Source organism: Acinetobacter sp. MF4640 (genome assembly GCF_002018895.1).
Lineage (GTDB): Bacteria > Pseudomonadota > Gammaproteobacteria > Pseudomonadales > Moraxellaceae > Acinetobacter > Acinetobacter johnsonii.
The window spans coordinates 110,503-125,987 of the sequence record NZ_MVOM01000001.1 but is presented as its reverse complement, the minus strand read 5'-3'; the positions used below and the strand labels follow the sequence as shown (position 1 = coordinate 125,987).

Sequence of the window (15,485 nt, the reverse complement as noted above, 5' to 3'; positions counted from 1 at the left end):
TTCACTCCTTATTAAGCTGCATTCGCACGTACGGCATTAGCCAATGCATTCGCTAAAGTGCTGACTTCATCGAGATCATCCCCTTCCACCATGACACGAATTACAGGCTCAGTGCCTGATTTACGAATCAACAAACGACCACGACCTTTGAGCTGTTGCTCTGCTTTATCAAATTCAGCCACCAAAGTAGGCACCGTATAAGGGTCAAACATCGCCTCTAAACGTACATTCACCAACACATTCGGTAGAAGCTTAAAGTCAGCAACCAATTCATGCAGCGCTTTCTTCTGCTCGACCATCACGGTAAGGACTTGTAGGGCCGCAATAATGGCGTCACCCGTGGTACTTTTGTCCAAGGTTAAGATATGCCCTGATGGCTCACCGCCAATGACCCAACCTTTTTCTTCTAGGCCTTGTAGGACATAACGATCACCTACTTTGGCCCGTAATAACGCTACACCCGCTTTATCCAATGCCAACTCTAAAGCCATGTTTGACATCAAGGTACCCACTATTCCAGCAGGCTTTTTAGCGCTCTGTGTTGCTAAGATATATAGAATATGGTCGCCATCAATCAGCTTGCCATCTTTATCAACCAAAATAACGCGGTCTGCATCCCCATCAAAGGCAATACCCAAATCAGCTTTGTGTTTCACTACGAGTTGCTGCAAATGCTCAGGATGGGTCGAACCACATTGTTCATTGATATTTACACCGTTAGGCTCATTATGAATGGCAATGACTTTGGCACCGAGCTCACGAAAGACCGATGGACCCACGTTATATGCAGCACCATTGGCACAATCCACCACAATCGTTAAATCATTCAAGTCATAATGATAGGGAAATGTGGATTTACAAAACTCAATATAACGACCATTGGCATCTTTTACACGGACACTTTTACCTAAGTTGGCAATATCATCAATGATGAGGTCTTTTTCTAATTCTTGGTTAATTTCTTCTTGAATAGCATCTGGTAGTTTCTTGCCTTCACTGGAAAAGAACTTGATCCCATTATCAAAATAAGGATTATGTGATGCTGAAATCACAATGCCCAAACTTGCGTGTAAAGCACGGGTCAAATGTGCAATCGCTGGGGTTGGCAATGGGCCTAGTAAATGTACATACACCCCTGCTGCGTTTAAACCCGCTTGTAATGCTGACTCTAAAATATAACCCGATAAACGTGTGTCTTTACCAAGTACCACCAATGGTTTTGATTTTTTACTGTGGCGTTTTAAAACTTTCCCTGCGGCAAAGCCTAGTTTAAGGGCAAATTCAGGGGTAATAGGGAGGACGCCAAACTTACCGCGAATACCATCGGTACCAAAATAACTCATATTTTACTCACTTCTTAATGGTGATCTAAATCATCACTTTTTTACTGCCACCACTTTACACCAAAACGAAAAAGCCGTCATAAAAATGACGGCTTTTACTTTGAACAATTGGTATAGCTGAATTAGCCCACGCGATAGTTCGGTGCTTCTTTGGTAATCGTCACGTCGTGAACATGTGACTCCGACATACCTGCCGAAGTGATTTTCACAAACTTCGCATTTTGACGTAGATCTTCAATCACAGATGAACCCGTATAGCCCATAGAAGAACGTAAACCACCCATCATTTGGTGCACGATGTTACCCATTGGCCCTTTGTATGGCACACGACCTTCGATCCCTTCAGGAACAAGTTTCTCAGCACCTGCTTTAGAGTCTTGGAAATAACGATCCGCAGAACCTGTTGCGCCTGCCATCGCGCCCAATGACCCCATACCACGATACGCTTTATAGTAACGACCTTGGAAGAACTCCACTTCACCTGGTGCTTCTTCAGTCCCGGCAAGGAGTGAACCGACCATAATCGTACTCGCACCCGCGCCAATCGCTTTCGCCATATCCCCAGAGAAACGAATACCACCATCTGCGATTAATGGAATTTGATCTTTCAATGCATTGGCAACGCTATCAATCGCAGAAATCTGCGGCATGCCAATACCCGCTACAATACGCGTGGTACAAATTGAACCTGGGCCGATACCGACTTTGACCGCATCTGCACCTGCATCAAGGAGTGCCAATGCAGCATCACCAGTTGCAATGTTACCGCCAATCACTTGAACTTGTGGGTAATTCGCTTTCACCCAACGTACACGCTCGATCACACCCGCAGAGTGGCCATGCGCCGTATCTACGACAATTGCATCTACACCCGCTTCAACCAAAGCCTCTACACGGCTTGGTGTTTCTACACCTGTACCGACTGCAGCACCCACGCGTAAGCGACCAAGGTCATCTTTACAGCTGCTTGGATAGCTTTCCGCTTTACGGAAGTCAGTGACTGTAATTAAACCTTTGAGTTCGTTGTGTTCTCCAACGACCAAAACTTTTTCAATACGGTGCTTTTGCAGTAAAGCTTGAATATTTTCTTTCGATTCACCTTCACGAACAGTCACAAGGCGGTCTTGACCGGTCATGATGTTACTTACAGGTTGCTCAAGGTTCGTTTCAAAGCGTGTATCGCGACCTGTGACAATACCGACCACTTTGCCATCTTTCACAACAGGCACACCGCTGATGTTGTTGGCTTGAGTAATCGAGATCAATTCGCGCACTGTAGTTTCAGGTGTCACAGTAATTGGATCTTTCACCATTCCTGCTTCAAATTTTTTCACACGACGGACTTCTGCAGCTTGTGCAGCAATATCCATGTTCTTGTGCAAAATACCAATACCACCGTTTTGCGCCATCGCAATCGCCATACGTGATTCAGTCACCGTATCCATTGCTGCTGAAACAAGGGGGATATTTAAATTAATGCCGCGCGTGAATCGTGTCTTTAATGAGACATCTTTTGGGAGAACAGTAGAATAGGCAGGGAGTAATAGGACATCATCAAAAGTTAACGCGTCTTGAACGATGGTCAACATGGCAGTCTCACTGGTAATTTCCGTGCGCTATTATAAACAAATATGAACTTAAATTTCATTTCAATTGAAAATTTATTTTTTTATCTTAGAAAATAAAGTGATAAAACCCATATTTTATTTGACACCTTCATTTTCACCTTTATTTTTTATTTCTTGTTTTAAGATGAATTTGATTTACCTTCTAAAACTAAAAAAGCAGAGCCTTGACTCTGCTTTTACCGATTAACACACTTGATCAAAACCTTCATCATTGACGGCAATGCTCGCTTCCAATTGCACAAATGGAATCATATTGTGCGCACGTCGCGCTTTGTTGCATTGATCATCAGCGATTTGAACTTCTTTACATGAAGAGCTACGCTGTTCATACATCCCACAACTCACCTGCTCACCAATGGTACCTTGCAGTGCAATACAGCGTGGGCTGGCTTGATTGGTTCCAGCCATGCATGAATACACAGCCGTCACTGGCTCTGTGTAATGTTCAGGCATTGAAATGCCTTCAGCCCAGTAAAATGAGACTCTAAAAAAGGCACAACATGCCCCGCAGCTTAAACAGGCATCTTCCGTTGGAACTTGAGACAACATCCTTTATATTCTCATTTTCAAAAACTTTTTTTGGAAGAAAATATTAAAAAAATTGTGGTTGCCAAACAAGCAAAATTTACGACTATTTTGTCACTTAAGTTGGACAGGTAAAAACACTCTCATCCATCAAGTCTGTACCGCACTCCAAAGTCTCAATCCAGTCTAAAAATTGATGAATCTGCTCTTGCCCAATAAACGGTGTACCATGCTGCGGTACAATCATTTCGACATCCATGGTGCGGACCATATTGACCCATAAACGAATCACTTTGTTATTGCACATATAGCGCTGATGAAACCCTTTCATTTTAGGAATATGCGCAGCAAAGTTTTCCAAAGGTTTTGAGGCATCATCCACCATCGATGCCCCCATATCGCCTGAAAATAGAATCTTGGCAATCGGGTCATAAAACTGAAAATTGCCTACCGAATGTAGAAAATGGGCAGGCACAGCAATAATCGAAGACTGCCCCAACGTAATCACCTGACCGTGGTCAGGCAGCTCCACTAAACGATCCAACCAGTTGCCTTTCATCCGCTCACTCATAAAGGCAGAGTTCAAATGCGGTAAAAAACGTGCCCACAGTTTAGAAGCCACCACTTTTGCCTCGGTATAGACCAACCAACGCGGCATTGAGGTAATAATGTCAGGGTCTTGGTGTGAGGCCATCACAAAATCAAGATTGGTCAAACGGGTATATTTATTCAACTCCATGGTCAACGGTACATAAGTTAAATCACCACCGGGATCTAAGACTGCTGCACGCTCATGGTCAATAATTAAAAACTGATTTGCCTGTACACCCTCGCCTTTGACCAAGCTGGTAAAGCTAATACACTTATGTGTGCCATCATCATATAAAACCTGTGACGTTGTGCGGTCAAATGCCATGCCCATCCCCTTAAAATGCTGTTTTTCTTAAAAGACTTTTTAATACCTACAACATATATGGATTTACACAAACTTACAATGCATTTGCGACCAATATCATTTCATATATCAATAAATTGAAACTAATTTTTAAATAAAAAATCCCGATTTTTTATGTCAGGATTTCTGTTTTTTACGATAAATTAGAAGAAATAATGCTGTACAAGTGTCGCAACACCAATGACCAAGAAAATGGCCGCACCAATTTTATGAATTAAGGCAATTGGCAACTTAGTTGCCAACTTATCACCAATAAAGACCGCTGGCGCATTGGCCAACATCATCCCTAAAGTCGTACCCAACATCACCCAAAATATACTGTCAAAACGTGCTGCTAAAGCCACGGTCGCAATTTGGGTTTTATCACCAATTTCGGCCAAGAAGAACAGCACAAATGTTGCGCCAAATACCCCTAGTTTCTGCCATTTCTTAATACTGCCTGACTCATCATCCAACTGATCAGGAATCAACATCCAACCTGCCATAGCAATGAAACCAATCGAGAGAATCCAGATCAGCGCATCAGGACTTAAAACTGTGGTGATCCATTGGCCTAAAACAGCAGAGACGCCATGGTTAATAATGGTCGCCAGCAAAATAGCCAATAGAATTGGGACGGGTTTACGGAAACGTGCAGCAAGTAACAATGCGAGCAGTTGGGTCTTATCGCCCATTTCAGCTAAAGCCACGATGGCTGTAGAGAGGAGGAATTCATACATGATGTCTTTCTCTGGCTAGCATAACAAATACCAATGACTCACCTCTCCTGCTAGCCAAAAATCTGCAGAGTGGTAAATCAAAGGTCTTGCCAACAAAAGAAAGCTCTTTAGAAGCTCATTTGGTTCTTTGCTATGATGACCATGCTCGTTTTAGAGCAAATATGTTGATCATCACCTGTTCTTAGGAACAGCGGCTACTCCCCAATGAAGTAACACAATGTTAGGCGAAAATACGTTTTTTGGCAATCTCTAAATACAAAAGACCCTGCCGAAGCAGAGTCTTTATTGAAGTATTTTTGCAGTGCTTCCAGCCGCTATTTTTCTCTTTTGAGAAGAGAAACCTACAGGCCAAAAAACCAGATCATCAGATCAGCAAAGTACGGATGTCTTTCAGCAACTTGGTCAGCTTATTGGTAAAGCGCGCAGCATCGGCCCCATTGATCACACGGTGATCATAAGACAGTGACAACGGTAACATCAGTTTCGGATCAAAACCTTGACCATTCCATACTGGTTGCATCGTCGCTGGAGAAATCCCCAAAATCGCGACTTGTGGCCAGTTCACCAATGGTGTAAATGCCGTACCACCAATTGCACCTAAGCTTGAAATCGTGAAGTTTGCACCTTGTAGATCTTTCGGCGAAAGCTTCTTATCACGTGCTTTCTGACCCAATACACCGAGCTCCACCGCAATGTCTTTAATCGATTTCTGGTCTGGATTACGGAGTACAGGAACGGTTAAACCATCTGGTGTTGCTACAGCAATGCCCATATGGATTTCGTTCCGCAAGAGCACAGACTTGCCATCATCAGCCAAGTGACTGGCAAAATCACGCTCTTCTTTCAGCAAATGCGCAACAGCTTTAATAATGAAAGCCATAATGGTCAAACTAATACCATCTTTCTTAAAGTTACCTTTAAGGTCATTACGCCAAGCTTCAAGCTCAGTAATATCCGCCAAATCAAACTGAGTTACTTGCGGAATATAGTTGTTTAAAGACAACTGCGGAATAGAGACTTGTTGCAGACGTGTCAGCACTTTCTCTTCTACACCACCAAACGCTGTGAAATCCGGAAGCTTTGGCAAGCCAGAAACTTGAGCAGCAGCCTGAGCGGCTGGAGCAGCCTGAGGCGCAGTTAAACGCGCTTTGACAAATGCTTTCAGGTCTTCCTTCATGACACGCGCATGCGGGCCAGATGCGCTTACTTCAGACAATACGACGCCTAATTCACGCGCCAGCTTGCGTACAGCTGGGCCTGCATAGACTTTCGCATTGGCGTCATTCTGCGCTTTCGTCAGCTTGTCTGCACCCTGTTCTGACACAGGAGCCGCAACTGACTGTGCTGCTGGCGCAGGCTGCGCTTTAACTTCAGCTTTAGGCGCTGGAGCAGAAGCCGCCGCAGGTGCAGCAGCGGGTGCTGATGAAGATTCACCTTCAATGGTCACCAAAGCCACACCTTCCGATACATTTTGTCCCAATGCAACATGAATGGCTTTAATCACACCTGCTGTTGTACTTGGTACTTCAACCGTTGCTTTGTCTGATTCAACCACGATGATACTTTGGTCTTTTTCAACCGTATCACCTACTGACACCAAAATTTCAGCAACAGCCGCTTTGTCCACACCCAAGTCAGGCACTGCAATTTCAACTGCACCTACAGGCGCAGCAGCAACTTGTGGCGCCGCTTCAGCAGGCTGAGCTTCAGTGGTGGCTTGAGGTGTTGCAACTTGAGTAGGCTCAGCAGTCACTGGTGCAACTGAAGCTGCTGTTTTTACAGTCAGAATCACCACACCTTCTTTAACACTGTCACCAACTTGAACGCTAATTGATTCCACTGTGCCTGAAATCGTACTCGGGACTTCCACAGTCGCTTTGTCTGACTCAACCACAAGGATGCTTTGATCAACGTCAATTTGATCGCCAACCGACACCAAAATTTCACCAACGGTTGCTTTTTCCACACCAATATCTGGCACTTGCACATCAATCACTTGTGATGCTGTAGTGGCAGCGGGTGCAACCGTTTCAGCAACAGCAGCGGGTGCAGTCTTTTCTTCAGCTTGTACAACGTCAGCCTGTGCTTGTACTGCTGGCGCTTCAGTTTGTCCCTCGGCTTCCAGCTCAATCAGCGCTGCACCTTCAGCAACAGAGTCACCTAAGTTTACTAAAATGCTTTTAACAACGCCTGCTGAAGTGCTAGGCACTTCAACAGATGCTTTGTCTGATTCTAATAGAACAACACTGTCATCAACCGCAATGGTATCGCCAACTTTGATCAAAATTTCAGCAACAACGGCTTTATCTACGCCAATATCAGGAGTTGTAATTTGCATACTTATTTCTCCTCTTTGTAGTCAGCTACAGCGTGTACAGATGGCGTTGCTTGAGGAGCCCAAGCTACTGGACGGTCCGTATCTAATTCAAATGTAGAGATGGCATCTTTCACTAAGCGTGCATCCACCTCACCTTCATCAGCCAATTTCTTCAGTGTGGCAACCACAATGTGCGCTGCATCTACACCAAAGTAGCTACGTAATTTAGCGCGTGAATCTGAACGACCATAACCATCTGTACCCAATGCTACGAATGGACGGTTGTCTGGAAGATATGCACGAATTTGTTCGCTATAAGCACGCATATGATCTGTTGCAGAAACTACGATCCCTTCTGTGCCGCGCAGTTGCTCAGTCACCCAAGCTTCTTTCACATTCTCGCTCATTGGATGCAAGCGGTTATATTCTTCACATGCCATACCATCACGTGCAAGTTCATTGAAACTTGTTACGCTAAATACATTTGAATGGATTTGGTATTCATCACGTAAGATTTGAGCAGCTTTAATGACTTCACGCAGAATTACACCTGAACCCATCAACTGAACAGTGGCTTTTTCATCTTTTTGAAGTAAGTACATACCACGTTTAATGCCTTCTTCAGCACCTTGTGGCATTTCAGGATGCTCGTAGTTTTCGTTCATTACCGTTAAGTAATAGAAAATACGCTCTTGGTTCACGTACATACGCTGTAAACCATCATGCACAATAACTGCTAATTCATAACCAAAACATGGGTCATACGACACACAGTTCGGAATCGTATTGGCTAAAATATGCGAGTGACCATCTTGGTGTTGTAAACCTTCACCGTTTAGCGTGGTACGACCTGCTGTTGCACCCAATAAGAAACCTTGTGCTTGTGCATCACCTGCAGCCCATGCAATGTCGCCAATACGCTGAAAACCAAACATAGAGTAGTACATGTACATTGGAATCATGGGTAAGTTATTGGTTGAATAACTGGTTGCCAATGCTGCCCAAGCGCTCATTGCACCTGCTTCGTTAATGCCTTCTTGAAGCATATGACCATCTTTTGCTTCACGGTAATGCATCAACTGTTCTTGGTCTTCAGGCGTGTAATGCTGACCATTGGCTGCATAAATACCTAACTGACGGAACATACCTTCTAGACCGAAAGTACGTGCTTCATCAGGAACGATTGGCACAACACGGTCTTTAATTGCTTTTTCTTTTAACAATGCAGCAATTAAACGAACCATCACCATGGTGGTTGATTGTTCTTTGCCTTGTGAGCCTTTTAATACTGCATCAAAGACAGAAAGTTCTGGAATAGCCAACTGTTCACTTTCTTTGCGACGTGCAGGCAAATAACCACCTAGTGCTTCACGACGTGCCTTCATATATTTCAATTCAGGCGAGTTTTCGCTTGGACGATAGAAAGGCACTTCTTCTAATTGCTCATCGTTAAATGGCAAATTGAAGCGATCACGCACATATTTTAAAGATTCGATTTGCATCTTTTTGATTTGATGCGTTTTGTTTACTGCTTCAATTTCATCAGACAAACCATAACCTTTTACAGTTTTCGCTAAGATTACAGTTGGTTGACCTTTGGCTGTACATGCTTCTGCATAGGCTGCAAAAACTTTATACGGGTCATGACCACCACGATTTAGATTATCAATATCTTCATCGCTTAAATCTTTAATCAACTCAGCCGCTTCTGGGTATTTACCAAAGAATTTTTCGCGTGCATATGCACCGCCCTTCACTTGTAAGCGTTGGTATTCGCCATCCAGTGTTTCTTCCATAACCGCTTTTAAAGCACCAGTGCTGTCTTTAGCCAGTAGTGGGTCCCAATGACGGCCCCAAACCACTTTAATGACACGCCAGCCCGCACCACGGAATAAAGATTCTAATTCTTGAATAATTTTACCGTTACCACGTACTGGACCGTCTAGACGCTGTAAGTTACAGTTTACAACCCAAATGAGATTGTCTAATTTTTCACGACCCGCAAGTGAAATTGCACCTGTGCTTTCTGGCTCATCCATCTCACCATCACCAAGGTATGCCCAAACTTTGCGATTTTCTTCTTTAATCAAACCACGGTTCATCAAATATTTTTGAATATGTGCTTGGTAAATCGACATGATTGGGCCAAGACCCATCGATACCGTTGGGAACTGCCAATAATCAGGCATTAAGTATGGATGCGGATAAGAAGGTAAGCCAACACCGTCCACTTCGCGACGGAAATTGTTTAGATGCTCTTCAGTCAAACGACCTTCAAGGAATGAACGCGCATAGATTCCTGGCGCACAGTGACCTTGATAATAGATCATGTCACCGCCAAAGCTATCACTATTCGCGCGGAAGAAATGGTTAAAACCCACATCATATAATGTTGCTGAAGATGCAAAACTTGCCAAGTGACCACCTAAGTCATCACCCGTTTTATTGGCACGGAGTACCATCGCTAAGGCGTTCCAACGAATCAACGCACGGATACGACGCTCCATGTCTTGATCGCCTGGCATTGCAGGTTCTTCAGCCACTGAAATTGTATTTAAATAAGGCGTGTTTAAACGCTGAATAGGGACATGTTTAGCGATTGCTTGTTGATACAGTTTTTCTAGTAGAAAAGCTGCACGCTCAGTCCCCATGTGTTGTAAAACGGAGTCAAACGCATCTTGCCATTCTTGCGTTTCTTGCGCGTCAGTATCACCATAAAACGCCATAATTCACCTATTTCGATATCCTAATCTTATACGCTAATATGTATCATACTTTCGTCCTATAAGAGTATCGCTACAGCTGAATATGGCTGAGCCATACTATTTAGCAACTAAATAGTCATTGACCATTCGTTACCCAAGATAACAAAAAACCGCCAATTTAGGCGGTTTTTTATACATTTAATGCTGCTTTTTGATGCTAACTTAGATTTCGTCAGAGCTGTATTCCTTTTTCAAGCATCAGACCAACGGTAAGTTCGGATCATCGATCAAATCGGATTTAAGGCAACATTGCTAGATAAGTCGATGGGTTTTTGCGTTGACCATCTTTAACTACTTCATAGTGTAAATGTGGGCCAGTACAACGACCTGTACAACCAACATTGGCAATATGTTCACCCGCGTCTACACGGTCGCCAACACGAGCAATTAAACGTGATGCATGGGCATAGCGCGTGATGTAACCATTGTCATGGTTAATTTCAACGTATTGACCATAGCCCGTACCCCAACCTGACTTGGTCACAATCCCTGGACCTGTCGCATAAATCGGTGTACCGCTTGGCGCAGCAAGATCTAGACCTGAGTGGCGCTCAGCACGACCATTCATAGTACGGCCGCCGTAACTTGAGCTCACACGTGCGCTTGGAAGTGGGTGTGTCACTAACCACGAATATGCATTATTTGAAAAACTTTTTGCAGAGAATTCTGAACCGTATTTTTTCGACAGTGAAGCGTTGTTAAGTTCAACCGTTTTTTCACGGAGCTGAACGGTCATTTTCGTTTCGGCAGGAACATCAATATCATTAGATTCAGTATAAGCACCTTCTGATAAAGTGCGTGTCAATTGCTCAATTCGATCCGAAGATGCATTATTTGTATTGAGTTCTACCAAATCAGCGAAGGCTACTGAAGCAGCCGATGCCGCAAAAGAAAAAGCCAACAAAATACGTCGCATATGCATAAAAAACCTCTTAAAACTGTTCTTACGAATGTTTCTTGCGTGATCTCGTCCTTGATATCTACCGAAAGAAGCGCATAAGATTAAGACATTAACATGAAGGAAATATGTATGTCCGAACCAGTGAATCTCTTTCAACAAACCAGAAAACACATAAAAACAGGAAACTTAACGTTTCTCTCAAAGCAAGTGACTGCATGGCAGAAACTTACAAAACTGATTCAACCTATCCTACCGCAACCAGAGCAGTGGCAGGTTGTTTGTTATCAATATGGTATTTTGACGATTACCGGCGAAAATCAAGCGATGATTAGTCAACTTGGTTACCTTCAAAAACAATATATTGCACAACTGTCGGAACTTGATGAGTTTAAAGACCTACAAAAACTCCAAGTTCGTTTGAGAATCCCCTCTCAAACACCCGCAAAGATACAATCTATTTCAAGATCGCTAAGCACAGAAACTCAAGACTTAATTCGAGGTGCTGCTGACTTTGTGAGCGACCCTAAGCTTAGCCAAGCAATGCGCCGTTTGGCAAGCAAAAAAAAGTAACCTCGTCTCGACTAGCTTCAGAATTGCGTTTTTAAAATGATCAATTCATCACACTTTTTATTGTTACAATATAACATCACACAATAAAGACAATGACTTAAGTCACACTCACATAAGGAATTGGACACTGATCTTCGTCATTAAATGTTACAATTTCATAGCTGCTTGGATCACTTTGGACATTGCGCAATAATTGATTATTCAAAGCATGCCCAGACTTATATCCATCAAATTTGGCAATAATTTGGTGGCCGAGCAAGTAAAGATCCCCCACCGCATCTAATATTTTGTGACGAACAAATTCATCTGAGAAGCGTAAACCTTCTTCATTCACCACACCGGTTTCATCGACTCCAATGGCATTGTCTAAACTCGCCCCCAAAGCGAGATTATTGGCTTTGAGATAATCCAAATCTTTCATGAAACCAAAAGTACGGGCTTCACTGACTTCATAAACAAAGGTTTCGGTTGAAAAATCAATAGTGGCAGACTGATATTCTTTCTTAAAAGCGGGATGGTCGAAGTCAATGGTAAAGTTGAGTTGAAAACCCTCATGTGGGCGGAAAATGGCGCGCTTGTCGTCGATGAGTGCTTCAACAGGTTTGAGTATTTTTATAAATTTTTTAGGGGCATCCAGTTCTTTAAGGCCGCCTTGCATGAGCAAGTAAATAAACGGACCTGCACTGCCATCCATAATTGGTACTTCAGAGGCAGACACTTCAATGATCAGGTTATCAATACCCAGACCTGCAATTGCACTCATAACATGTTCAATGGTACCGACTTTGGCATCTTCTTGAACTAGGTTTGAACACATGAAGGCTTCTTGGATCAACATCGCATTTGCACGAATGTCGACGGGTGGATTGAGATCGATACGACGAAACACAATTCCTCCGTCCGCATGATGTGGCACAAAGTTAATTAAGACTTTTTGACCACTATGCAAACCAATGCCGCTTGCTTTAACGACACGTTGTAGAGTTCTTTGTTTCAACATGTTTCATATCATCTCACCACTAAACCGCTATACGTTAGCATATTTAGCCATTGATAAAAAACAAAAAGGTAGTCAGAGACTACCTTTTCTTCATCACATGCGGCTTAACCACATAGACAAACACTACTTACGTTGTTGATTTTTCAAGTAATCTTGAATACTCATTGGAGTTGAGCGTGCAGCACTCACTGTCGATGCAGAACTTGCTGCAGCAGCCACGTCTTGGTTCTGACGCTGGATTGCAGGCACATCATCATCTTCAACAACCGCTTGCGCTGCATGCCCATGTTGTGCTACCTGCACATGTGCACTTGGGCGCTTCACTGGCTCAGCAGAATCTGCTGAATTTCGAGTCAAACCGGTTGCAATGACAGTGACACTGATTTCATCACGCGCATCTGGATCAAATACGGTGCCATAGAAGACTTGGCCTTCGTCTAGATCGACAATTTGGTTTACAACGTCGGTAATTTCTTCGATTTCGCCAAACGTAACGTCATCACCACCCGTCACATTAATCAGAATCCCTTTGGCATTCATAATGGTGACATTATCTAGCAATGGGCTACGGATCGCTTGTTCAGCCGCTTGACGTGCACGGTTTTCACCACGACCTAAACCCGCACCCATCATGGCATAACCACGTGTGCTCATCGCAGTTTTCAAGTCAGCGAAGTCAAGGTTAATATGACCTGGGCGTACTACCAAATCAAAGATACTACGGACCGCATTTAACAAGACATCATCCGCTTTTTTGTAGGCATCTTTCATTGAGATGTCACGGAAAACTTTTAACAAGCGTTGGTTTGGAATGATGATTAACGAATCAACATGCGCTTCTAATGCTTCAATGCCCTGCTCCGCAGACTGAAGACGACGTTTACCTTCAAAATTAAACGGTGTCGTTACCACGCCTACAGTTAAAATGCCCATTTCTTTAGCAATTTCAGCAACTACCGGCGCAGCACCTGTACCTGTACCACCACCCATACCGGCAGTGACAAACACCATGTCAGTGCCTTCAAGGTGTTGACGAATCAAGTCACGACTTTCTTCAGCCGCTGCTTGACCGACATTTGGATTGGCACCTGCACCCAAGCCACGGGTACTTTGCTCACCCAACTGGATTTTGAATTGTGCATTCATACGGTCTAGCGCTTGCTTGTCCGTATTGGCACATACAAATTTTACACCTTGAATATCTGACTCAAGCATGTGTTGTACGGCGTTACCACCTGCACCACCAACACCAAACACAGTAAAACGGGCTTGACCGTTGCTATCGGTTTGATCATCTTCTAAAAATTCAAATGAGGCCATGACCTATAGATTTCCTAATTCGTTATTGGCAGTCACTTAAGCCCGTATACTGCCTTGATCTTAATAAACAAAATTGCTTTTAAGCATGCTGTGCAAGCCATAGCTTGTCAAGTTTAAGCGATGCGTTGTACAACTTCTTAACAATATTCCAAAAAAATTCAACTTAAAAAACAGATTTCAGCTTTTCATTGAGTCCAGACCAAGCACGTCCAACGCGTTTAATCAGGGACAGTTTTTCTGTATCTTCTGGTTCCACTATGGTTTCTTGTGTTTCGCTCTGACTAAACATCAATAAACCTGCGGCAGTGGCATACTGAGAGCGACGCAGTGCGGCAATATTTTGCTCATCTGCTGTCACTTGCACAGGTGGATTACCCAAATGCGCAGACACACCCAACATACGACGAGTCAACGTCACCATCCCTTCAATTTGACTGGCATCACCAGTTAACACCACACCATGATACAAACCATGAATCGCACCATTACGCTCTAGCTCTTGGCGAACTTGGCCTAAGATTTCTTCATAACGCGCAATCACGATTTCAGTCAGCTCAATACGACTAATCGTTTGCGGACCATCAATCCCTTGGATCTGAATCATATGGTCCGGTTTAACCGACTTAATGTCGACACACCCATAGAGTAATTTAATTCGCTCAGCTTCTTCAGTGGTGGTTTGTAACACAGCTGCAATATCACGGGTGACATGTTCGCCACCACGCTGCAAAGTATGTGTCAACGCCAAACGACCATCCAAATACACCGCAATGTTGGTGGTACCTGCACCAATATCGACTAAACAAACGCCATACTCTTTTTCATCTTTGAGTAGACTCGCTTCTGCCGTTGCCAGACAAGACACCACCAGTTTCTCCACCCCGATGTTCGCACCTTTTAAGGCCCGATCAAGGTTTTGCATGGTGCTAATTGGTAACATCATCAACTGATAATGACCAATCATGCTGTGGGCAGACATCCGTATTGGGTTTTGTACCCACTCAGTGGAGTCATCCAGCTCAAAGCCCAGTGGAACAGCACTAACCAAATAATGATCCGAGGTCATGTGGCTGGCTTTGGCCAACTCTAATGCACGAACCACTTCACTTGTTGTAATTGTATGGTCAGTATTTTCAACTGGCGTTCGTCCAGAGGCATAAAAGCTTTTTAACTCGGCACTTGGGATTGAGACCCACGCGGAATGGACACGGCATTCAGCCATATCTTCTGCTTCTTGCACGGCATTTTTTATCGCTGTAATGACTTTATCAAGACTTACAATTTTTCCTTTATTCATGCCTCGGTTACGAGCAGTTGCCATTCCTATCACTTGGATATTGTCTGGCGCATGTACCTTACCAATCAAAACTGAAACTTTGTGCGTCCCAATGTCAATCGCAACAACTGAGGGAACCGCTTCATTCATTATTTACTACTACCAT

At 43.6% G+C, this 15,485-nt stretch carries 12 protein-coding genes and 1 riboswitch; of the genes, 1 reads left to right on the top strand and 11 read right to left on the bottom strand.

The window, feature by feature from the left end:
• Positions 1-11: 11 nt before the first annotated feature.
• The 8 genes from glmM to MF4640_RS00550 form a co-directional block, all read right to left on the bottom strand.
• Positions 12-1,343, bottom strand: a complete 1,332-nt coding sequence (gene glmM / locus MF4640_RS00585; protein ID WP_078388320.1) for a phosphoglucosamine mutase — start codon at positions 1,341-1,343, stop codon at positions 12-14.
• Between the two features lie 122 nt (positions 1,344-1,465).
• Positions 1,466-2,932 carry an IMP dehydrogenase gene (gene guaB, locus MF4640_RS00580; RefSeq protein WP_004691717.1) on the bottom strand — a complete coding sequence of 489 codons (1,467 nt, stop codon included), beginning with the start codon at positions 2,930-2,932 and terminating at the stop codon, positions 1,466-1,468.
• A gap of 222 nt (positions 2,933-3,154) precedes the next feature.
• On the bottom strand, positions 3,155-3,520 hold the full coding sequence (locus tag MF4640_RS00575) for a YkgJ family cysteine cluster protein (RefSeq protein WP_078388319.1): 366 nt from the start codon (positions 3,518-3,520) through the stop codon (positions 3,155-3,157).
• 94 nt (positions 3,521-3,614) lie between these two features.
• Entirely contained in the window at positions 3,615-4,412 is a 798-nt protein-coding gene (locus MF4640_RS00570) for an MBL fold metallo-hydrolase (RefSeq protein ID WP_004691719.1), read from the bottom strand.
• Positions 4,413-4,594: 182 nt separating this feature from the next.
• Positions 4,595-5,170, bottom strand: a complete 576-nt coding sequence (locus tag MF4640_RS00565) for a TMEM165/GDT1 family protein (RefSeq protein WP_078388318.1) — start codon at positions 5,168-5,170, stop codon at positions 4,595-4,597.
• Between the two features lie 76 nt (positions 5,171-5,246).
• Positions 5,247-5,385: riboswitch (yybP-ykoY riboswitch) on the bottom strand.
• Between the two features lie 149 nt (positions 5,386-5,534).
• Positions 5,535-7,508 (bottom strand): 2-oxo acid dehydrogenase subunit E2, encoded by a 1,974-nt coding sequence (locus MF4640_RS00560; protein WP_078388317.1) that lies wholly within the window; start codon positions 7,506-7,508, stop codon positions 5,535-5,537.
• Between the two features lie 2 nt (positions 7,509-7,510).
• Entirely contained in the window at positions 7,511-10,213 is a 2,703-nt protein-coding gene (aceE, locus tag MF4640_RS00555) for a pyruvate dehydrogenase (acetyl-transferring), homodimeric type (RefSeq protein WP_058951535.1), read from the bottom strand.
• Positions 10,214-10,490: 277 nt separating this feature from the next.
• The gene (locus MF4640_RS00550) at positions 10,491-11,174 is read right to left on the bottom strand and encodes a M23 family metallopeptidase (RefSeq protein ID WP_078388316.1); all 684 of its coding nucleotides are present in this window, start codon (positions 11,172-11,174) and stop codon (positions 10,491-10,493) included.
• A 108-nt stretch (positions 11,175-11,282) separates the two neighbouring features.
• On the opposite strand from MF4640_RS00550, the gene MF4640_RS00545 reads away from it, so the two are divergent.
• On the top strand, positions 11,283-11,723 hold the full coding sequence (locus MF4640_RS00545; protein WP_058870506.1) for a hypothetical protein: 441 nt from the start codon (positions 11,283-11,285) through the stop codon (positions 11,721-11,723).
• Positions 11,724-11,820: 97 nt separating this feature from the next.
• Here MF4640_RS00545 and lpxC read toward each other — a convergent pair whose 3' ends face one another.
• From lpxC to ftsA, 3 genes are all read right to left on the bottom strand, one after another.
• A complete protein-coding gene (gene lpxC / locus MF4640_RS00540) occupies positions 11,821-12,723 on the bottom strand; it encodes a UDP-3-O-acyl-N-acetylglucosamine deacetylase (RefSeq protein WP_062031958.1) in 903 nt (300 codons plus the stop codon).
• A 123-nt stretch (positions 12,724-12,846) separates the two neighbouring features.
• Entirely contained in the window at positions 12,847-14,043 is a 1,197-nt protein-coding gene (gene ftsZ / locus MF4640_RS00535) for a cell division protein FtsZ (protein WP_078388315.1), read from the bottom strand.
• A gap of 163 nt (positions 14,044-14,206) precedes the next feature.
• Complete coding sequence (ftsA, locus tag MF4640_RS00530) at positions 14,207-15,469, bottom strand: cell division protein FtsA (protein WP_004691727.1); 1,263 nt, start codon at positions 15,467-15,469, stop codon at positions 14,207-14,209.
• Between the last annotated feature and the right edge of the window lie 16 nt (positions 15,470-15,485).